The sequence below is a fragment of the Yoonia maricola genome (assembly GCF_002797915.1).
Lineage (GTDB): Bacteria > Pseudomonadota > Alphaproteobacteria > Rhodobacterales > Rhodobacteraceae > Yoonia > Yoonia maricola.
Genome location: NZ_PGTY01000001.1, coordinates 1,570,007 through 1,589,211, shown reverse-complemented (window position 1 = coordinate 1,589,211; position 19,205 = coordinate 1,570,007). Strand labels below are relative to the sequence as shown.

The following is a 19,205-nucleotide window of genomic DNA, read 5'->3' as shown; positions in this document are numbered from 1 at the left end:
GTCCTTTTTGCTGCTCTTGCCTATAGGTCCGACATCAATACAAAATCGCCTGCACCGCGCCGGATCAGATTAAAGTTCTGATTTTCTTGTTCGGCAGTATTGCCCGGATTTTCCAATTTTGCGAGTGCTAAGCGTAAATTGTCACGAATTTCGTCTGAATTTCCGCTATCTGCGGCAAATGCGCGTCGAAAAACCTCACTCGCTTCGCCGATTTCGCCCCGTTCCATCAGAATGACGCCCAAATTGTTCCATGCTGGGGGGAATGTCGGGTCTTCTTCAACAGCAAGACGCATCCAGCGTTCGGCTTGGCCAAGGCGGCCAAGGTTTAGGTTTGCAGATCCGATAGCTGACATCGTATCCACGTTCAGTCCTTGATCTGCCGCCGCACGATTATAAGCTTTCAGCGCCAGTTCGTATTCGCCAACGGCCATCAGGCGATGCCCCACGATGAGCCCGTCTGCGCTTTCTCCGCGTGCGACACCGGGCGCAAAGACACCATCCGATGAACGATTAAGGCCGCCTGAAGTGCAGGCGGCCATAGAAAGCAGCAGAAAGCCAATAAGGACGGGCCGGATCATCATCAACCTAGGCTGGTAATAATCGCGTAGATAGATGGGCCGATTAGCATAGCCATCAGAGGTGGCACCGTCAGCATCATCGTGGCAAGTGTCATTTTTGTTGGCAGTTTGTTTGCTTTTTCCTCAGCGCGCATGACCCGCTTGTCACGCATTTCAGAGGAATAGACCCGCAACGCATCGGCAATTGATGTACCAAATTGCGACGACTGTACCAGAACCGTTACAAAGCTTGCGATGTCCGGCACGCCGCAGCGGTCAGACATGTCCTTCAGCACCGTATTTTTGTCCTTACCGGCCTTGGCTTCCTGACTGACAACTTCAAACTCTTCCGCCAGTTCAGGGAAACCTGATTTCAGCTCGCGTGCAACACGGATGATTGATTGATCAAGCGACTGACCAGCCTCAACACAGACCAACATCATATCAAGGCTGTCTGGGAATGCGTTTTCGAGCGCCTCTTGACGCATTTGCTGACGGCGTGTGACCCAGTACTTTGGCAGAACATAGCCTACAGCACCGGGGATCATGATCCACATCACCAATTGCTGCGTCGTAACTTCTGCGGTACCTGACATCTGGACGATAGAATACGCGCCGCCGCATAAAAGACCAAAAATGCCCATAGCAAACTGAAGGAAGTGGTAAATGCGAACGGCATTGTTGCTACGATAACCCGCCTGTACCAGTTTCAGTTTGACCGCAGAGTACTCATCCGCGTTCTGTGGTTCGAGAAAGTTAGAGTACTTTTCAAGTTTGTCTTTGTTAGTCGCTGAGCGAAGCTTTTTGTCCTTCGACCTGTCAGCCTTTGTCGCGCCGCCGGCTGCCTTGATCTTGTCAAGCGGGTCTACTTCTTTTTTCAATAACACTGGAAGCGTTATTAAAATCAAAAAGATGCCAAGGAGGCCGACGATCATCAAAGGTCCAAATGGCCCCAGAACATCGGTAATCATTGTCTGAATGTTTTCCATATCGCCCCCTAGACCTTGATATCGACCAATGCGCGCATAACCAGCAGGTTCACAACCAGAAATGCGACAACAATCAGAACCGCCGGGATAAACAGCGGACTTTCCATGACATCATCATAATAGTCTGGTTTCACCAGATTAATACCCATTAGGGCGACAATCGGAAAGGCGGACAAAAGATTGCCGGACCACTTTGCCTCGGCGGTAATCGCGGCAACACGGCGGAACAAACGAAACCGCGCTCGGATCACTTTCGCCAGACCATCAAGGATTTCCGCCAAGTTCCCACCGGATGTTTGTTGAATGGTCACCGCAACAGCAAGAAAGCGCATGTCCTGATTATCCAGCCGCTCTGCCATTGATTTAAGTGTTTCGCCCATGTCCCGGCCATAGGCTGCTTCGTCTGAAATCATACCCATTTCAGTGCCGAGCGGATCGGGGACTTCACGTGCCACAATACCGATCGCAGAGGAAAACGGGTGCCCAACACGTAGTGACCGTACCATGAGTTCGACCGCTTCGGGCAGTTGTTCTGCCAGCATGTTCATACGCTTCTTGGCTCTACCATTGACCCAGACATAAACGCTCCCAATCCCCATTAACGCGGCGACAAGAATACGAATTGGCACGCCAACTCCGGTCAGCACTGTCAGCAACCCGAAAGAGACAACACTTAGCACCGCCATCATGATGATGAGCTGTACCGGCGTAAACACAATGTTCGCTTTTTGCGCCCGATCCGCCAGCAGCGAATAGATCGGAATGCTTTGCGACTTCATGTGCTGTGTCATTTCCTTCCGGAGTTGTTCAAGCACCTGTTCGCGATTACCACCCTTATCAAGCATATCCAAACGGCGGTTTACCTTGCCGTCCATGCTGATGGATTTGCCAAATATGACAAGGTAGGCACCCTGCACCAGCGCCAGAACGGCGACAAAGATCAGGACATAAATGAGGGGTTCAACTGAAATCATCTGATTTACTCCGCGACCATCGGTTCGAAGATGGCAGGTGGCAAGTCATAGCCCCAAAGCTTGAAACGCTCCGAGAAGTGGCTGCGTACACCGGTCGCCGTAAAGTGACCGATGATTTTGTTGTCCGGCGTCAGGCCGACACGCTGATAGCGGAAGATTTCCTGCATAGAAATCACATCACCTTCCATACCCGTCACTTCGGTGATTGAAGTCATACGACGTGAGCCATCCTGTAGACGCGAGGCTTGAACAATCAGGTTCACAGCTGACGAAATTTGGCTCCGCATCGCTTTGATCGGCATTTCGATACCAGCCATCGCAATCATGTTTTCCAGACGCGATACTGCGTCACGGGCGCTGTTGGCGTGGATTGTTGTCATAGATCCATCATGGCCGGTGTTCATGGCCTGCAACATATCGATTACTTCTTCGCCACGCGTCTCACCCACAATAATGCGGTCAGGGCGCATACGCAGGGCGTTTTTCAGGCAATCGCGTTGGGAAACACCACCGCGACCTTCCACATTTGGTGGACGGCTTTCCATCCGACCAACGTGTGTCTGTTGCAGCTGAAGTTCCGCCGTATCCTCAATCGTCAGGATGCGTTCATCATCGTCAATGAAACCCGACAGGGCGTTTAGTGTTGTTGTTTTACCAGAACCCGTACCGCCGGACACGATGACGTTCAGGCGGGTGGAGCAGGCAGCTTGCAAATAGGCGGCCATTTCTTCGGTGAAAGCACCAAACTTGACCAGTTCCTCAATGCCGAGCTTATCTTTCTTAAACTTACGAATAGAAACGAGCGACCCGTCCACCGCAATCGGCGGTACCATCGCGTTGAAACGCGATCCATCGGCCAAGCGCGCATCGACATATGGGTTTGATTCATCGACGCGACGACCCACGGCAGACACGATCTTGTCGATGATGCGCAACAGGTGGCGTTCGTCTTTAAAGGTGATGTCTGTAAGTTCTAGGTTACCGTCCCGTTCCACAAAGATCTGCTGTGGTCCATTCACCAAGATATCGTTCACGGTATCGTCTTTAAGAAGCGTTTCAAGAGGGCCGAGACCCGTGACTTCAAAGAACAAGTCCTGGCTCAAGGTTTGCCGCTCGTCGCGGTTCAGGACGATACCCATATCTTCGAGGGTTTCGTTGGCAATCGCGTTGATTTCCGTGCGTAGCTCTTGTTCGGACGCGCTATCCAGCGCAGCAAGGTTGAGGTTGTCCAAAAGTGCCTTGTGCAGCTCAAGCTTGATTTCGCCCAAGCGCTCTTTGCGGCGTTTGTCTTTGTCCATAGGCGCAACTTCTGCCGAACGACGCGCGGGTGCTGCTTTTACAAGCTGCGCGCGGGGTTCCTCTGGTTTGGCCGCAGCCATGACCGCCGCATCAATTTTAGAAGACGCAGCAGGGGCAGCATTGCTTGCGTCGCTTGGTAGACTTGGTTTTTTATATTTTGAAAACATGGCGTTACCTCTTAAGCACGTGCTTCGGCAGCATCGGCTTCGTTCACTTCATGAATAGACTTCGCAAGTTTTAGAATTTCCTTGCGAAGGGCATTTTTGGCAATTGTTTCAGACATTGGTGCCCCGTGGTCGGCGGCCTGCATGACCGGCTTCCCGCCATCTGGCAGTTGCACCTCGATTGAGATACCCAAATTGTCCGACAGACGTTTCACGCGGCTTTTCCCGTTCATATCGGTAAAACCGGGGGCGCGGTTCAGCACAAAACGGATTTTCTCGAATGGCAGATCTTCGGACTGGAGTGCGCGCTTCAAACGTAGCGTATTCTGCGCAGACCGCATATCCAGCTCAATCATGGCAAAGTAAACATGCGCCATTTCAAGAACAGTCTGGGACCATTCAACCATCGTGGACGGCATATCAATGATCACATAGTCAAAGTGGCTGCTCGCCATTTCAATCACTCTGGAAATATCTTCCGGTGTGATCATATCCAGTGGGATCATGTCTGTCGGCGCTGTCAAAACATGCATTTTGTCGCCGTAGGTCAGCATGGCCTGCATGAACGATTCACCATCCATCGTGGCGGTGTCCGTCAGCAATTCCAAAACGGCTTCGCGGCGCGGAAGATCAAGATATGTAGAGGCCGAACCAAACTGGAAATCAAGATCAAGCAAACAGACCTTGGGTGGCTCTTCAGCTTCAATATTCGCAAGTTCCCACGCAAGGTTAACAGCCATCATTGAGGCACCTGTGCCTCCTGCTATGCCGTGAACGGGAATGACAACACCAGCGCGGTCACCGGTTGCCTTAAAACCCCTATCGCCGCCTTGCGGCATTTGCGGCTCTTCTTTCGTCAGCACACGCTCAATGGCGCGTGCCAGCTCATTTTCTGGCAGAGGGTAGGGGACAAATTCGTCGCCGCCTTCGCGTAAAAGCTGGTGCAATGCGGTGGGGCTGACGTCTTCGGCGATGAGAATCACCTTGATGTTTGCCTCCTTGGCCGCGCTGATCACATTTGAGATGCCGACCAGATTGTCTTCATCCTCTGCATCCATCGCAATGGTGACGAACTGCAAGCCTTTGGCATCTGGTTGACCAAGGAAAGCGGCGGCGTCGTCAAACCCCAGATCGCCCCATGCGTCGCCAAGGGCCGCTTCCATGTCTTCGATCAGCAGATCGAAATTTTGCACATCACGGCTGATCGTGCATGCAACAATCTGTGGAGGATCGCTTTGGACGACCGGGCTCGTATTCATGTCTTCGATGTCCCCATCAGGTTAATTACGTTCAATATGCGCCATAAATAACAGCCAGCCTAGCATATCACACTGGTTTGCCCACATCTCTGCGGCAAGTTACTCATACATCCAAACTTTACTGGGAATTTTGTCGATAATAGGACCAAATCAGAGCTACTGTGTAGAAAACTGCTACGATTTGCCATTCTTTGGTCAAAAGTTGACGCCGGGTCGTGATGACCCGGCGTCAATAGGGCAGTTTTAACCGCCGAGTTCGTCAGCCGATACTGTGCCTTCCGATGACGCACTATCGACATAGTCACGGAAGATGATCGCGGCATATTTGCCATTTAAAACCAGCGGATCGTTCTGCACGAACCCGGTTACTTCTGTGACTGTACGGCGATTGCGACGCTCGCGACCGTCGGTCACGACAAGCGGCTGGGTCTCACCGAAGGAAACGACGGCTTCCAGACGGCTGCGATCAATGCCTTGTGAGGACAAGAACGCTACGGCTGCTTGTGCACGGCGCAAACCGAGTGAACGGTTATAACCTTGGCTACCGACGAGGTCGGTGTGGCCATACACCTTGAAACGCACCTCAGGGAACTGACGAATCCAATCAGCTTGTTGCATCAGTGTACTACGTGCGTCTGCGTCAAGAACCGTTGAATTGAAGGCAAAGTTCACAGTTGTGTTCACTTCCGCTGCAAAGCGACGCGCCAGGTTAATAGTATAGTCCTGAGCGCCTGTCTGCACGAGGCGGTTGTTCATCGTGGCTTCGCCAAAATCACCGGAGTCAATAGTAGAACCAGCTTCGGTAAAGAAAGAAGCCGCGCCTACCTGCCGGTCCGCTGACGAACAGGCGCTGAGTGTTGCGGCTGCAATGGCCGCTGTGATTACATATTTCATCGACTTACGCTCCAATCATTCGTCAAGGACATAGCCATAGGACCCGCTAAAGTCCTGGCGTGCCACTTCGCCTGCGGCACCACTGGTTGGGCCACCTTCGCTCGCTACCTGGCCAAACAGGAACAAGCCCTGCTCGGTGGGTGGTCGCACCCGATCTGTTGGCAGCGCTAGCGCTTCACCACGTGTTGGTGACACAAGATGTGGTGTGACGATAATCACCAGCTCCGTTTGATTGCGCGAGTATTCCGCGCTGCGGAACAATGCACCCAGTACAGGAATGTCACCAATCCAAGGCACTTGGCCGTTCAGATCAGTAAAATCATCGGACAACAGCCCTGCGATGGCAAAGCTTTCACCGTCTCGCATTTCGACAGTTGTTGATGTTTCGCGACGCGTGAATGCATCAATGGAGAAACCACCGGAGGTAAACCCATTTGAAGGATCAATTGCCGACACGGCTGCTGATAGCTCCAAATTGATGATATCTTGATCAACAACACGTGGAATAAAGCTTAGCTCCACGCCAAAGGGCCGATATTCAACAGTAATTACATCATCTTCGTTAGAAACCGGTACAGGGTATTCACCGCCCGCCAGGAACGTAGCTTCCTGACCGCTGAGTGCTGTCAAATTCGGTTCGGCCAAAGAACGCACAACGCCACGCGTTTCGAGAGCTTCCAGCAAGATGCCAACTTCCAAACCACCGGCACCGAAACCGAACAATGTAGCGCCGGTACTATCTGCATCAGCAAAGGGTGTTCCCCCGAAGAGGCCTGATTGCGTACCGCCGGTTACATCTACATCGCCATTAAACCCAGTGCCGTTGAAAGACAGCGAAGTTGATAGCGCCTTACTAACTGACCGTTGCATTTCAGCGAAGCGAACTTTCAGCATGACTTGCTGTGTTCCGCCGACAGTCATCAGGTTTGATACCCGGTCAGGTGCGTAACGTGCAGCCAGATCAAGTGCGCGATCAAGCCGTGCGATTGAGCTGACCGTACCTGACAGAACGATACCGTCATTGGCTGTGCGGACCTCAATGTTTTCGCCTGGCAAGATCTGTGTCAGACGCTCTTTGAACTCTGCCATGTCAGGAGATACGTGAATTTCGACATTTGTAATCAAACGTCCATTTTCACCAAGCAGGGTAAGCGTGGTGCGACCCGGCTCTTTGCCCAAAACATAGATTGTACGGTCCGACAAAGACGAAATGTCTGCAATGCCTGGGTTCGCGATAGAAAGTTCCGTGAAGGGCACATCGCTCTCCACGACAACGGCCCGACTCATCGGAACGCTCAATGCACTGGACGCCGCGCCGCGCAAGACGCGCAACGTTTCTGCCGGTGCTATAGTTGGTGCTGCCGCTGTTAGCGACAACGTCAAGCCAGCGATAGCTGCCTTTAAAAATTTGTCATACTTCATAAGTGACCTGCCTCTCCGATCACGCCTCGTTTAAACGGGTCTTCCCGCCCATGATGCGCTGACCATGGGGCAGTTCCAGATTCATTGCAAGAATCAAGGCTTTGGAGGGCAGAGCGAATGTGGATAAAGCGCAACACTCGCTAATCTGTGTGGAATACGAAGCGCCACACACAAGATTTAGCGTGGCGCAGGCAGGTTTTAGAAATTAACAGGTACCGTAGCTTATTCTGCGCACTCGATCTCGACTTGAACGCGTTCGGTTCCACTCCGTTGGGTCACGAAACAACGCTCAGGTGCAACCACCTCTTCTCTTTCAACGACCACCGGTGCAACAATACCAAGTACATCATTGATGTTGGTTTCAATCGTAAGATCGCCTGCTTCGAGGTCATCACGACCAACGGGGGTCAATGAAAGTGACCCAGCGGACTGCAGAACCTGTAAATCTGCGAAATCACCTTGTGACACCTGAATCACAACATTTGGATCCATGGAGATAATTTCTAGGCGTGTTTTCACCAGTCGTGAGATCCTTTGACCGCCTGCTTGGCCAACCCAATACAGATCGATAAGATCAGAAACCCGAAGGTCGTTGGAGAATGCTCGTGTTACGCCTTCGGACAAAGGGAATGCGCGCATACCTTGGTCCAGCAAAGCCGTAATGCCTTGAGGCGCGCCAGCCTCTGTCACTTTGCTGGTCAATATTGGTTCATTGACCGTCATGGGTAGACGGACAACCCTTGGCGTGTTCAGACCTGCTGGAAATAGTTCTTCTTCAGTGGCAAAGACGCCTTCGGGCAAATAATCGCTGGCGTATTTGATAATCTGAACATCATCGGTAGTGAGAAGATCGCCGTAAGTCAGATCGCGCGTGGCGGCATAGATGTCCACTGTTGTAATAGCGGTAGCAGAACGCTGCCGCTCTCGCTCCAACGCAGAAGCTTGCGTGTCCATATACTGATTAACCATATACACGGCAAAGCCAGCAAGACCCATACCAACTAAAAGCACCAATCCGAAAACTGCACGCATTTCTTACGTCCTTAGTTCTTAGATCATCTCACCGAATGATCTTTCAAAGCCTCTGTGTCGTCGCCCGTCATACTTTTCAAGCTGCTTAGCAACATAATTCTCAAATGTAACTGCAGGGGAACATTATGACGTTACGATAAACAGATTCTTACTGGATGTAAAAGTATGGACGCGTACCGAACGCGCGGTCACGAGAGGCCTCACGCCTTCTGAAGTGAAGTACGCTCTATATTTTTAAAGTCGGCGCGGCAATGCCTGCACTTTGATGAGCCAATGAACTCAGTCACAAGTGCCATCGGAACATTGCTGTTCCATAAAATTGGACATGTTGTTTGCCATGCGAACAGGTTCAGCGGCAAACGCATTTACGCAAATTGCACCAAGCAAACAGATTGCGGCAGTCAGTACCACGAAATCAACTGTAACAGCGCCGTCTTCAGCGTTTTTAAAATTCTCAAGCAGTTTTTTCATGGTTATCTCTCGCCATTGTCTTCACCAAGTAAAAAAGCTCGCAACCTTTTACAATTTGGGGCCATGTATAAAGGGCTACTTATGATCTACAGCCACGCTATGTCTGTGAAGTAAAAAGCCTCATAAAAAACAGCGCCACAGCAAGTGCAGCGCTGCTTTGTTTCAAGCGTTGTAAAACGGTAGATTAGTCGCAGGAACCGTTCGAACACTGGCTAAGCAGATCGGCTTCGATATCGTTGGCCAACTGACCAGCACCACTGCTGATTGCTGTACCAACGGCCAGGCCGAGCACAACGATTGCAGCTGTCAGAACAACGAAGTCAACTGTTACGGCACCGTCTTCGTCGTTACGGAAGTTTTTAATAAAGTTAAGCATTATATTCCCTCCTCAGGGTATTTGCAGGTTTTCTCTCGTTCCGCGCCGGCATCAATTTACTTAAGCACGCTAACGCGAACGCCGTCTTGGATGAGGACATATAGCCACCGGAATGGGGCGGGAGTTTGGCATCAAACAGTTTTTTTCGCCCCAAACACTGAATTTGCACTTTGTTATGCTAAGTTATTGATTTTACAAAGAAGAAATATTCACGCTCTGTTCATATTAGCTACCATACGTTGCCAAAATGCTCTCAATCCCAGCAGAATCGTGGTAATTGTTCTTTAAGAACTGGTATTTAGGCCGTTTTCTGCCATCTTAATGTGAACAAAATAGCGACGAGCAGGCAAAAAATGAGTCGTAGATTAACAGGCATGCTGATGGCAGGCGCGATTCTGGTCGCGTCGCCCCTTACAGCGGAGGTAGAGCGGCTCCAGCCTGATTTTACCTTTAAACGCGTTCCGGTGCCGTCAGCGAGTAGTGGCAATCGTATTACAGTGCAGATCGATCCAAACGCCCCGCGGCTTGGCCCCGTTTATGCGGATCCTGAACCGGAACCTGCGGCCGCAGCATCTGCAGTCGCCGTGCCGCAACCTTCGGGTCTTGAGTGGTTTTGGACAAGCGTGCCCGCCGACCTCGCAGCGCAGGGCCCTGCGCGTTTTCAACAGGCGATGGCACAATTGAACGATCCGCCGTCCGGGCAGGGTGTGCCGACGCCACGGCTTCAGGCGTTGCAAAACATTGCGAATGCGCATGGGCGCAACATATTAATCGAAACTGTCGGGACATCAGTGTCGCCCGCTTTGGTGCTTGCTGTCATTTCGGTGGAAAGCGCCGGGCGTATTGACGCGGTCAGTTCTGCTGGCGCCGAAGGCCTTATGCAACTGATGCCAGCCACTGCTGCGCGATTTGGCGTGACGGACAGTAATGATCCTGCGCAGAACATCAAAGGTGGCGTGGCGTACCTTGAATGGCTGTTGGATCACTTCGGCAATGACGCTGTGTTGGCACTTGCAGGTTATAATGCGGGCGAAGGTAATGTGCGCCGCCATGACGGCGTGCCGCCATTTCGCGAAACGCGGGCTTATGTTCCCAAGGTTCTGGCAGCGTGGCAGGTGGCCAAGGGATTGTGCCAGACGCCGCCGGAGCTGATCACCGATGCTTGCGTGTTCAATGTGAACGGAAGCTAGACAGAGAACGCATCGGCCCATTCAGGGTGTTTGCGTCGCTGTGCGTTCACAAACGGGCAAAGCGGGACAATCTGGAACCCTTTGCTGCGCGCATCGGCAATCATCTCGCGCAGCAGCATCAGGCCGATACCTTCGCCTTCATGTCCGCTGGCAACCTGTGTATGGTCTGCGATCACCTGCTTTGCCGATATGATTGAATAAGTCAGTTCACTTTCACCCGACGCATGCACTACATAATAGCGACCTTTTTTGTCGCCCTCTTCATGCATGACTGACAGATCAGACAATCGCGGCCTCTGTCGCGGCGCGCAGTTCGTCTTTTGTGACACCATCAGCGGTTTCAACAATCTTTAGACCACCTTCAACGACGTCCAGCACACCAAGATTGGTGATGATGCGGTCCACAACGCCCTTGCCAGTGAGCGGCAGGGTGCATTCTTTCAACACCTTACTAACGCCATGCTTGTTGGTGTGATCCATCACAACAACGACACGACCAACACCAGCAACCAGATCCATGGCGCCGCCCATACCTTTCACGAGCTTGCCGGGGATCATCCAGTTGGCCAGATCGCCGTTCTCGGCTACTTCCATTGCGCCAAGGATCGCCATGGCGATTTTGCCGCCACGGATCATGCCAAAGGACTGCGCACTGTCGAAATAGGCGGTTTGGGGCAATTCGGTGATCGTCTGCTTGCCAGCATTGATCAGGTCTGCGTCTTCTTCACCCTCAATCGGGAAGGGCCCCATGCCCAGCATGCCGTTCTCCGACTGTAGGGTCACTTCAATGCCATCTGGAATATAGTTCGACACCAAGGTTGGAATGCCGATCCCAAGATTCACATACCAGCCGTCCTGCAGTTCCTGTGCCGCGCGGGCGGCCATTTGATTACGGTCCCAAGGCATAACCTGATCCTACTCTTTATCGCTAAGTGCGGTTTTGATGTCTGCCAATTGGCTTTCAATTGCGCCAAGGCGGTGGTCCATCATCAGACCTTCCGCAGCTTGCATGGTCAGGCGCTGCAATTCTTTTTCGTCACCGGTAAAGCTATCGTGCACCATCCGGCGGGCCACCACGATCCAATGATGGAAATCGCGGATGGTGTCTTTTTCGTGGTCTGTCAAGATATCGGACATCGTTGGTTCCCCTTAAGCGGCTGGGCGGGTGGTGCGTTGCTCGATCCGCTTTTCATGATCGCCTTGGATCAAACGATGCACATAGATACCCGGAAGATGGATGGTATCAGGATCAAGAGACCCCGTCGGCACGATCTCTTCCACCTCAACCACACAGGTTTTGCCGCACATGGCGGCTGGGGGGTTAAAGTTGCGGGCGGTTTTGCGGAACACCAAGTTCCCGGTCTCATCCGCTTTCCAAGCCTTCACGATGGAAAGGTCTGCAAAAATACCTTCTTCCATGATGTAAGTCTCGCCATTGAAATCTTTGTGCTCTTTGCCATCGGCGATAACAGTGCCAACACCAGTCTTTGTATAAAAACCGGGGATGCCACAGCCGCCTGCGCGCATGCGCTCGGCCAAAGTGCCTTGCGGGTTGAATTCCAACTCCAGCTCACCAGACAGATACTGGCGCATGAATTCAGCATTCTCGCCAACATAAGAGCTGATCATCTTTTTGACCTGCCGGGTCTGCAACAGAATGCCGATGCCAAAATCATCAACGCCCGCATTGTTAGACGCAAAGGTCAGGTCCTTGGTGCCTGCGTCCTTGATCGCATCCAGCAGCAATTCAGGAATACCGCAAAGACCGAAACCGCCAGCGGCAATGAACATACCGTCATGCAATAGCCCATCCAGGGCAGCGGCCGCGGTGGGATAAATCTTTTTCATGGCACAAACTCTCCGGCGTGGTTTGGGCATGTTGTGCCGTTCGGGCAGAGGAGAGTCAATAAATTGCCGCGACGCAGAAAGGGCCGCCGCGGCAGGCGCGCAGCGCTGTTCCGCTGCGATCAGCTTTGTGCGGCATAAGCCGTAGCGAACCCTGTCAGACCGTTCTGCATGAATGGTGCGAAATCATCGTTGAGATAAGATCGGATTGACGGGCGGGCAAAGAAATAGCGCGGCTTAATGTTGTATGACCATGTAAGCCTTGTGCCATCTGGATCTTCCGAAAGCCTGATCTCGCCATATATGTGGCTGATGAACCGCCCCGCATCCGTTGAGATATCCCAAATCTGATAGGTAAACTCATCTTCATCGTTGGTCAGCACACGCTCATGTACGTGAAAACCGCCTTCCAGATCGACGCGGCGCAATGAATTGACGTCACCCCAGTTGCCATCCAGCACGACAACATCGGTGATGCGAGGGATACGGCCACTAGGCTCAAGAAAATCCGTCAACGGGTTGGCGTCCATGAACGCGCGAACCTCAGCCAAATCACCTTCCAAAACAACAAAGAGCGTATTGCTTTGATAAAGCGCGGCGCGGGATAGCGCGGGCGCAGGCGGGACGTCGGCGGCAAGTGCGGGCAGGGGAGCAAGTGAAATGGCAAAGGCAGCCAAAATGGCGCGGGCAGGAAATGCGGTCTTCATAGGTCGATCTCCTCATTTAATACGAATATCGTACTAAATAGGTGACGTACTTGATGCTTCAAGACCTTTGGTTCAACAAGGGGCATGTCTCGCGCTGATCACCTTCGCCAAATTGTCCGTACGCTCATGCGTGTAATGCTGATCAGTGAGCGGACGCCGTCAGAGCATCAGCATGCGGAACGGTATAATCCGCATGACTTTCATACGCTTGGGTTGCTGCGGGAAGCGCCGGGGATGCGGGCGAGCACATTGACCGACCATCTGGGTGTGGCGCCGACAACGACCAGCAGCGTAATCGCGCGGCTGGTCAAAAAAGGCTGGGTCTCACGACAAAAAAGCACCGAGGACGGGCGCGCCGTTGCCTTATCTCTTACCACAAAGGGGCGTGCGATGGCGGATACGATCCACAATCAGGATATTAGCAACATGCAGCTTTTCCTGTCATCGATGACAGAGAAAGAGCAGGATCAGTTAATCTACCTGCTCGGCAAAGTCTCAGACAGGGTAAAGGCACTGGAAACAAACGGCGGTTAGGCCGTCTTCTTTTTTGCCGCTTTCTTCTTCGCTGGGGTCTTTTTGCGCGCAGGTTTCTTCTTGCCCGCTTTTTCGGCCCGTTCATCAATCAGATGCACGGCTTGCGCCATGGTCAGCTCTGATGGTTCAATCGTGTCGGGGATGGTCGCGTTGATCTTTTCCCATTTCACGTATGGGCCATATTTACCGTCAAAGATATTGACCGGGCCGCCCGCCTCTGGATGCTCACCCAATTCGCGCACAGGAACGGCCGCCTTGCCGCGCTGACCACGTGACGCAACCTTTTCAGCCAGCAATTGCACGGCGCGGTTCATCCCGACGGTCCAAACCTCATCAATGCTGTCGAGGTTGGCATTGGTACCACCACGATGGGACGTGCTTTCGGCGTGTTTCAGATAGGGTCCATAACGCCCAAGGTTTGCCCAAACCGTCACGCCATCTTCGGGGTGCGGGCCCAATTCGCGGGGCAGGGACAGTAGCATCAAGGCTTGATCCAGCGTGACCTCTTCAGGCTCCCAGCCTTCGGGTACACCTTGACGCGGTGGTTTCTTATTATCCTCGGTCACTTCACCGCGCTGGGCATAGGGGCCAAAGCGGCCCTTGAAGATACGGATTTCGTCACCGTCATCGGTGCCCAGCAGCTTGCCCTCTGGTGGGATCGCCGAAAGCTCTGCCTCTGGGTTTGGCGGGCCAAAAGCGCGGGTGTAGCGGCATTCAGGGTAATTTGAGCAGCCAATAAACGCACCACCCGACCGGGCCGTGCGCATCGACAATCGCCCAGCCCCGCAGTTGGGGCAAAGGCGCGGATCGCTGCCGTCTTCGGTTGGTGGGAAAAGATGTGGTTCCAACACCTCATTGATTTTTTCCAGCACCTCGGTGATGCGCAGATCAGCGGTTTCCGCAATGGCGGCGGAGAAATCGCGCCAGAATTGGCCAAGCACCTTCTTATAATCAGCATCGCCCGCGCTGACCTCGTCCAACTGGTTTTCCAGATCGGCCGTGAAGTCATAGCCAATGTATTTGCGGAAATAGTTGGTCAGGAAGGCCGTCACCAACCGCCCCTTATCTTGTGGGATCAGGCGGTTCTTGTCCTTTTCAACATAACCACGATCCTGAATGGTTGTCACAATCGAGGCATAGGTCGAGGGGCGACCAATGCCCAATTCTTCCATGCGCTTGACCAGTGTCGCCTCAGTGTAGCGTGGCGGTGGCTGTGTGAAATGCTGTTCAGGATCGACCGATTTCTTTTCGGCTTTTTCGCCCTCGGCCAGTTGGGGTAGGCGCTTATCGTCATCATCGACAACGCTGTCATCCTTGCCTTCTTCATAAACCGCGATGAAGCCGTCGAACACCATGACCTGTCCATTGGCGCGCAGCACGACCTGTTCGTCGGCGCTGGTAATATCCACAGCGGTGCGTTCCAGCTTGGCCGCGGCCATCTGGCTGGCCATCGTGCGTTTATATATGAGATCATACAGCTTGCGCTGGTCGGCATCGGCAATTTTGGCGTCTGCGGTGCTGACCGACATCTCTGTCGGGCGGATGCACTCGTGGGCCTCCTGCGCGTTCTTCGCCTTGTTTTTGTACATGCGCGGCTGATCGGGCAGGTATTTGTCACCAAACTTGGACTTGATCGCATCGCGCGCGCCAGTCACTGCTTCGGGGGCCATATCAATGCCGTCGGTCCGCATGTAAGTGATCAGGCCCGCCTCATAAAGGCGCTGCGCCACGCCCATGGTTTGCTTAGCGCCCATGCCAAACTTGCGGCTCGCTTCCTGTTGTAGGGTAGAGGTCATGAAAGGGGGGGAAGGGTTGCGGGTCGCGGGCTTTGCCTCAACCGATTTGATGACCAAATCGCGCGAGTTGATCGCCTGTACCGCCATTTCTGCCTGCGTTTCATTACCGAGATCGAATTTATCGAGCTTTTTGCCTGCCAGTGTCGTCAGGCGCGCCTCGAAGGTTTGCCCGCGTGCGGATTGAAGCAGTGCTTTAACGGTCCAGTATTCCTGATTACGGAACGCCTCAATCTCCATCTCGCGTTCGACGATGATGCGCAGGCACACCGATTGCACGCGGCCCGCAGATTTCGCGCCGGGCAGTTTGCGCCAGAGCACGGGTGAGAGGTTAAAACCCACCAGATAATCCAGCGCGCGGCGTGCGAGATAGGCTTCGACCAAGGGTTCATCGACCTGGCGGGGGTTCGCCATCGCATCGGTGACAGCGGTTTTTGTGATTGCGTTGAACACAACGCGGCTGACGGGTGTGTCTTTCTTGATCGCCTTCTTGGCAGTCAAAGCTTCTGTCAGGTGCCAGGAAATCGCTTCGCCTTCGCGGTCGGGATCGGTGGCGAGGATCAGTTCGTTGTCATTCTTGAGTGCGTCAACAATGGCTTTGATATGCTTTTTGCTGTCGGATGCGATTTCCCATTTCATGTCGAAATCGTCGTCCGGCAGGACCGATCCGTCTTTCGGCGGCAAATCACGGACATGGCCGTAAGAGGCTAGAACCGTATAGTCACTTCCAAGATACCCGTTTATTTTCTTGGCTTTAGCGGGGGATTCGACAACGACAACGGGCATGAGAATCCTTTACAACAAATGCAGTTCCTTAAGTCGGGCAAGATGTGGCGTCTGTTTGCAGAATGTCAATGAGGGTAAAAATCTTTGAGCGAACTTGCCCAGTTTTCATTCGACCCGTGCCAGCAAACCGCCTGATTGTCGGGCAATTTTGCCCGCAAGTTCAAGATCAACAAGGATGGGCGCTACATCGGTGGCCCTTGCCTTGATATCGCGCAAGAGCTGATCTTCGGCAATTGGGGCGGTTCCCAGCCGTGACAGGATTTCTGAGTGTAGCGCTGCGATGTCGCGCAGGCTGCGCGTGTCCTTGGCAGGTGTTTGCACATCAGGTTCAGGGGGGCGTGCAATGACCGGAGTGACCGCATCGATCACGTCTTGCGCATTGCGGACCAAATCCGCACCATCGCGGATTAGCATGTTTGACCCCCAGGCCCGCGCATCAAACGGATGCCCCGGCACGGCCATAACATCGCGGCCCTGATCAAGCGCGTTGCGCGCAGTGATCAGGCTGCCGGATTTTGCGGCTGCCTCTACCACGACAACGGCGCGGGAAAGCGCAGAAATAATCCTGTTGCGCGCTGGGAAATGCCGTGCCTGCGGTTGCAGGCCCATCGGCATTTCAGCCAAGCGTAGTCCGCGTTTTGCAATGTCATGCGCAAGCTGTGTATTCTCGGCAGGGTAGATCACGTCTACACCGCCCGCCATTACGGCCACTGTGCCCCCGGCAAGCGCGCCGTGATGCGCTGCGGCGTCAATCCCGCGCGCAAGGCCTGACACAACCGCAAACCCCGCCTTCGTCAAATCTTCACCCAGCCGTTTGGCCATGCGGGTACCCAATGACGACGCATTGCGCGCGCCGACCAGCGCAATCATGGGCTTTTGCAAAAGCTCTGTATCGCCAAGCGCCCATAAAATCGGGGGCGCATTCCCCACATCTTGTAATGCATTCGGATAATCTGGCGCGCCTTCCAGCAGCAACCGCGCACCGGCTGATTTGCCTGCTTTAAGCTCTGCCATCACAACGCCCTCTGGACATACGGCATAGTCGGTTACACCCGCAGCCTTGGCCACATCAGGAAGGGCCTTGAGCGCATCAGCCGCGCTGCCGTGTTCTGCCAGCAGCCGGCGATATGTTGCGACGCCAACCCGACGCGAACGCAATAGGCGAAGGTGGTTGACCGCATCCTCTTCCGTGGTGGGTAGGAGTGGGGGGTGATTGGAAGATAAGTGTGTTCCGGTCATCCCGAACCTCCGCCATATTGCGTGAACACCCTAGCGTGAGGGAAGTTAACGAGTTCTGAATCAATCCATGATGAATTTTGGGAAAATGCGAGATTTCATGGTTATTTTGTAGCGAATCTGCAAATCTTTGCTGGTTCGGTCGGTGCGCCCCAAAAGAATCACCTTAAGCTGCAGCCCCCCCCACAGTCAGCCCACCAATCATCAGGCTGGGTTGCCCCACACCCACAGGCACCCATTGGCCTGCCTTGCCGCAGTTGCCGATACCGGGATCAAGTGCAAGGTCATTGCCGATCCCACGAATTTGCTTCAGTGCCGTTGCACCATCGCCAATGAGTGTCGCCCCTTTCACGGGCGCGCCCACCACGCCATCCTTGACGCGGTAAGCCTCGGTACAGCTAAACACAAATTTACCGTTGGTGATGTCAACCTGACCGCCGCCAAAACCCACCGCGTAAATCCCATCTTTCAGATCAGCGACCAGCGCCTCTGGCGCGGTATTACCGGCCAGCATGTAGGTATTGGTCATGCGCGGCATCGGCGCGTGGGCAAAGCTTTCACGCCGTCCGTTGCCCGTTGGCGCAACACCCATAAGGCGGGCGTTCTGACGGTCCTGCATATAACCAACCAGCACGCCGTCTTCGATCAGCGTATTCTTAGCGCTGGGTGTGCCCTCATCATCGACCGTGATAGATCCGCGACGATCAGGGATTGTCCCATCATCCAGCACTGTCACACCCTTGGCTGCGATCTGCTGGCCCATCAGCCCGGCAAATGCGCTAGATCCCTTGCGATTGAAGTCTCCTTCCAGCCCATGACCAATCGCCTCGTGAAGCAAAATGCCCGGCCAGCCCGGACCCAGCACTACATCCATGACACCTGCTGGGGCGGGCTCTGCGTCAAGATTGACCAAAGCAATGCGGAGTGCCTCGTGCACGACAGGTTCCCAGTGATCGCGGCCAATCAGACCAATCAGGCCCGCACGGCCGCCGCCGCCCATGCCGCCGCTTTCGCGTTTGCCATTCTCTTCAACGATGACGCTGACGTTGAGGCGGGACATCGGGCGGGTATCAGTGACCAACGTGCCCTCTGGCCGCAAAATCAGCACTTCCTGATGTGAGGCGGCAACTGTGGCCGAGACCTGCACAACACGCGGGTCAAGCGCGCGGGCAAATTCATCAATCTCGCGTAGCAGGTCAATTTTGGCCGGGAATGTTGCCTGCAACATTGGATCATCGTCGGAATACAGCTTGCGATTGGTGCCAGCCGGGGCATCGGCCATCGTTCCGCCGCCATCACCAACGGCCAGCCGTGCGGTGGATACCGCGCGCTTCATGGCATGTTCATCAATGGTTGTTGAATGGGCGTAACCGGCCGTCTCATCGCGCACGGCGCGCAGGCCGAATCCTTCTGAGGCATCGAAACTGGCCGTTTTGATGCGGCCGTCATCGAAGGAGATCACCTCGGACTTGCGGCGTTCCAAGAACAGCTCTCCGTCATCGGCGCCCGCGGTGGCCTCGCGCAGCAGTGCAAGGGCGGCTTCTTGATCAAGATTGGTCTCAAAGGGGCGGAACGGATCAGCGGACATCGGATTTTCCTGTGGTGAAGGCGATATTTGTCGCGGAAGCGTCTGTTTGACGCAATTGCAGTTCTTGAGTTGTGCATCAGGATATGGGA

The 19,205-nt window shown here is 53.8% G+C and carries 20 protein-coding genes; 2 read left to right on the top strand and 18 right to left on the bottom strand.

From position 1 onward, the window contains the following. Positions 1–20: 20 nt before the first annotated feature. From BC777_RS08035 to BC777_RS07990, 10 genes are all read right to left on the bottom strand, one after another. On the bottom strand, positions 21–581 hold the full coding sequence (locus BC777_RS08035; protein WP_100367560.1) for a tetratricopeptide repeat protein: 561 nt from the start codon (positions 579–581) through the stop codon (positions 21–23). Then, positions 581–1,546 (bottom strand): type II secretion system F family protein, encoded by a 966-nt coding sequence (locus BC777_RS08030; RefSeq protein WP_100367559.1) that lies wholly within the window; start codon positions 1,544–1,546, stop codon positions 581–583. Before BC777_RS08030 ends, BC777_RS08035 begins: the two co-directional genes overlap by 1 nt. 8 nt (positions 1,547–1,554) lie before the next feature. After that, positions 1,555–2,520 (bottom strand): type II secretion system F family protein, encoded by a 966-nt coding sequence (locus BC777_RS08025; RefSeq protein WP_100367558.1) that lies wholly within the window; start codon positions 2,518–2,520, stop codon positions 1,555–1,557. A 5-nt stretch (positions 2,521–2,525) separates the two neighbouring features. Further along, positions 2,526–3,899: a TadA family conjugal transfer-associated ATPase gene (locus BC777_RS08020; RefSeq protein ID WP_375342416.1), complete on the bottom strand. Its 1,374-nt coding sequence runs from the start codon at positions 3,897–3,899 to the stop codon at positions 2,526–2,528. Positions 3,900–3,997: 98 nt separating this feature from the next. Beyond that, the gene (locus tag BC777_RS08015) at positions 3,998–5,242 is read right to left on the bottom strand and encodes a CpaE/TadZ family protein (protein ID WP_100367556.1); all 1,245 of its coding nucleotides are present in this window, start codon (positions 5,240–5,242) and stop codon (positions 3,998–4,000) included. A gap of 243 nt (positions 5,243–5,485) precedes the next feature. Continuing rightward, positions 5,486–6,136 (bottom strand): OmpA family protein, encoded by a 651-nt coding sequence (locus tag BC777_RS08010; protein ID WP_100367555.1) that lies wholly within the window; start codon positions 6,134–6,136, stop codon positions 5,486–5,488. Positions 6,137–6,151: 15 nt separating this feature from the next. Next, the gene (locus BC777_RS08005; protein WP_100367554.1) at positions 6,152–7,558 is read right to left on the bottom strand and encodes a type II and III secretion system protein family protein; all 1,407 of its coding nucleotides are present in this window, start codon (positions 7,556–7,558) and stop codon (positions 6,152–6,154) included. A gap of 222 nt (positions 7,559–7,780) precedes the next feature. Continuing rightward, positions 7,781–8,590 (bottom strand): Flp pilus assembly protein CpaB, encoded by an 810-nt coding sequence (gene cpaB / locus BC777_RS08000; protein WP_100367553.1) that lies wholly within the window; start codon positions 8,588–8,590, stop codon positions 7,781–7,783. A 279-nt stretch (positions 8,591–8,869) separates the two neighbouring features. Further along, positions 8,870–9,061, bottom strand: a complete 192-nt coding sequence (locus BC777_RS07995; protein WP_100367552.1) for a hypothetical protein — start codon at positions 9,059–9,061, stop codon at positions 8,870–8,872. Between the two features lie 184 nt (positions 9,062–9,245). Next, on the bottom strand, positions 9,246–9,437 hold the full coding sequence (locus tag BC777_RS07990) for a Flp family type IVb pilin (RefSeq protein ID WP_100367551.1): 192 nt from the start codon (positions 9,435–9,437) through the stop codon (positions 9,246–9,248). A gap of 353 nt (positions 9,438–9,790) precedes the next feature. Between BC777_RS07990 and BC777_RS07985 the strand changes: the two genes are divergently transcribed. Further along, complete coding sequence (locus BC777_RS07985; protein WP_375342415.1) at positions 9,791–10,627, top strand: lytic transglycosylase domain-containing protein; 837 nt, start codon at positions 9,791–9,793, stop codon at positions 10,625–10,627. Here the strand turns inward: BC777_RS07985 and BC777_RS07980 are convergent. The 5 genes from BC777_RS07980 to BC777_RS07960 form a co-directional block, all read right to left on the bottom strand. Next, the gene (locus tag BC777_RS07980) at positions 10,624–10,914 is read right to left on the bottom strand and encodes a GNAT family N-acetyltransferase (protein WP_245834204.1); all 291 of its coding nucleotides are present in this window, start codon (positions 10,912–10,914) and stop codon (positions 10,624–10,626) included. The two genes, BC777_RS07985 and BC777_RS07980, sit on opposite strands and share 4 nt — an antisense overlap. Beyond that, positions 10,907–11,533, bottom strand: a complete 627-nt coding sequence (locus tag BC777_RS07975) for a 3-oxoacid CoA-transferase subunit B (RefSeq protein ID WP_100367550.1) — start codon at positions 11,531–11,533, stop codon at positions 10,907–10,909. Before BC777_RS07975 ends, BC777_RS07980 begins: the two co-directional genes overlap by 8 nt. Before the next feature lie 9 nt (positions 11,534–11,542). After that, complete coding sequence (locus tag BC777_RS07970) at positions 11,543–11,764, bottom strand: hypothetical protein (RefSeq protein ID WP_100367549.1); 222 nt, start codon at positions 11,762–11,764, stop codon at positions 11,543–11,545. A gap of 12 nt (positions 11,765–11,776) precedes the next feature. Next, on the bottom strand, positions 11,777–12,475 hold the full coding sequence (locus tag BC777_RS07965) for a CoA transferase subunit A (RefSeq protein ID WP_100367548.1): 699 nt from the start codon (positions 12,473–12,475) through the stop codon (positions 11,777–11,779). Between the two features lie 119 nt (positions 12,476–12,594). Then, positions 12,595–13,179, bottom strand: coding sequence for an SRPBCC family protein (locus BC777_RS07960; RefSeq protein ID WP_100367547.1), 585 nt, complete (start codon positions 13,177–13,179; stop codon positions 12,595–12,597). A 126-nt stretch (positions 13,180–13,305) separates the two neighbouring features. Between BC777_RS07960 and BC777_RS07955 the strand changes: the two genes are divergently transcribed. Then, positions 13,306–13,713 (top strand): MarR family winged helix-turn-helix transcriptional regulator, encoded by a 408-nt coding sequence (locus BC777_RS07955; protein ID WP_168769107.1) that lies wholly within the window; start codon positions 13,306–13,308, stop codon positions 13,711–13,713. Here the strand turns inward: BC777_RS07955 and topA are convergent. The 3 genes from topA to tldD form a co-directional block, all read right to left on the bottom strand. Next, the gene (gene topA, locus BC777_RS07950; protein WP_100367545.1) at positions 13,710–16,292 is read right to left on the bottom strand and encodes a type I DNA topoisomerase; all 2,583 of its coding nucleotides are present in this window, start codon (positions 16,290–16,292) and stop codon (positions 13,710–13,712) included. The two genes, BC777_RS07955 and topA, sit on opposite strands and share 4 nt — an antisense overlap. A 105-nt stretch (positions 16,293–16,397) precedes the next feature. Beyond that, complete coding sequence (gene dprA / locus BC777_RS07945; RefSeq protein ID WP_211095337.1) at positions 16,398–17,531, bottom strand: DNA-processing protein DprA; 1,134 nt, start codon at positions 17,529–17,531, stop codon at positions 16,398–16,400. A 163-nt stretch (positions 17,532–17,694) separates the two neighbouring features. Continuing rightward, entirely contained in the window at positions 17,695–19,116 is a 1,422-nt protein-coding gene (gene tldD, locus BC777_RS07940) for a metalloprotease TldD (protein WP_100367544.1), read from the bottom strand. Between the last annotated feature and the right edge of the window lie 89 nt (positions 19,117–19,205).

Coding starts and splice junctions, on each gene's coding strand:
- BC777_RS08035 (WP_100367560.1), bottom strand. CDS start 581: ATGATGATCCGGCCCGTCCTTATTGGCTTTCTGCTGCTTTCTATGGCC.
- BC777_RS08030 (WP_100367559.1), bottom strand. CDS start 1,546: ATGGAAAACATTCAGACAATGATTACCGATGTTCTGGGGCCATTTGGA.
- BC777_RS08025 (WP_100367558.1), bottom strand. CDS start 2,520: ATGATTTCAGTTGAACCCCTCATTTATGTCCTGATCTTTGTCGCCGTT.
- BC777_RS08020 (WP_375342416.1), bottom strand. CDS start 3,899: ATGGCTGCGGCCAAACCAGAGGAACCCCGCGCGCAGCTTGTAAAAGCA.
- BC777_RS08015 (WP_100367556.1), bottom strand. CDS start 5,242: ATGAATACGAGCCCGGTCGTCCAAAGCGATCCTCCACAGATTGTTGCA.
- BC777_RS08010 (WP_100367555.1), bottom strand. CDS start 6,136: ATGAAATATGTAATCACAGCGGCCATTGCAGCCGCAACACTCAGCGCC.
- BC777_RS08005 (WP_100367554.1), bottom strand. CDS start 7,558: ATGAAGTATGACAAATTTTTAAAGGCAGCTATCGCTGGCTTGACGTTG.
- cpaB (WP_100367553.1), bottom strand. CDS start 8,590: ATGCGTGCAGTTTTCGGATTGGTGCTTTTAGTTGGTATGGGTCTTGCT.
- BC777_RS07995 (WP_100367552.1), bottom strand. CDS start 9,061: ATGAAAAAACTGCTTGAGAATTTTAAAAACGCTGAAGACGGCGCTGTT.
- BC777_RS07990 (WP_100367551.1), bottom strand. CDS start 9,437: ATGCTTAACTTTATTAAAAACTTCCGTAACGACGAAGACGGTGCCGTA.
- BC777_RS07985 (WP_375342415.1), top strand. CDS start 9,791: ATGAGTCGTAGATTAACAGGCATGCTGATGGCAGGCGCGATTCTGGTC.
- BC777_RS07975 (WP_100367550.1), bottom strand. CDS start 11,533: ATGCCTTGGGACCGTAATCAAATGGCCGCCCGCGCGGCACAGGAACTG.
- BC777_RS07970 (WP_100367549.1), bottom strand. CDS start 11,764: ATGTCCGATATCTTGACAGACCACGAAAAAGACACCATCCGCGATTTC.
- BC777_RS07965 (WP_100367548.1), bottom strand. CDS start 12,475: ATGAAAAAGATTTATCCCACCGCGGCCGCTGCCCTGGATGGGCTATTG.
- BC777_RS07960 (WP_100367547.1), bottom strand. CDS start 13,179: ATGAAGACCGCATTTCCTGCCCGCGCCATTTTGGCTGCCTTTGCCATT.
- BC777_RS07955 (WP_168769107.1), top strand. CDS start 13,306: ATGCGTGTAATGCTGATCAGTGAGCGGACGCCGTCAGAGCATCAGCAT.
- topA (WP_100367545.1), bottom strand. CDS start 16,292: ATGCCCGTTGTCGTTGTCGAATCCCCCGCTAAAGCCAAGAAAATAAAC.
- dprA (WP_211095337.1), bottom strand. CDS start 17,531: ATGACCGGAACACACTTATCTTCCAATCACCCCCCACTCCTACCCACC.
- tldD (WP_100367544.1), bottom strand. CDS start 19,116: ATGTCCGCTGATCCGTTCCGCCCCTTTGAGACCAATCTTGATCAAGAA.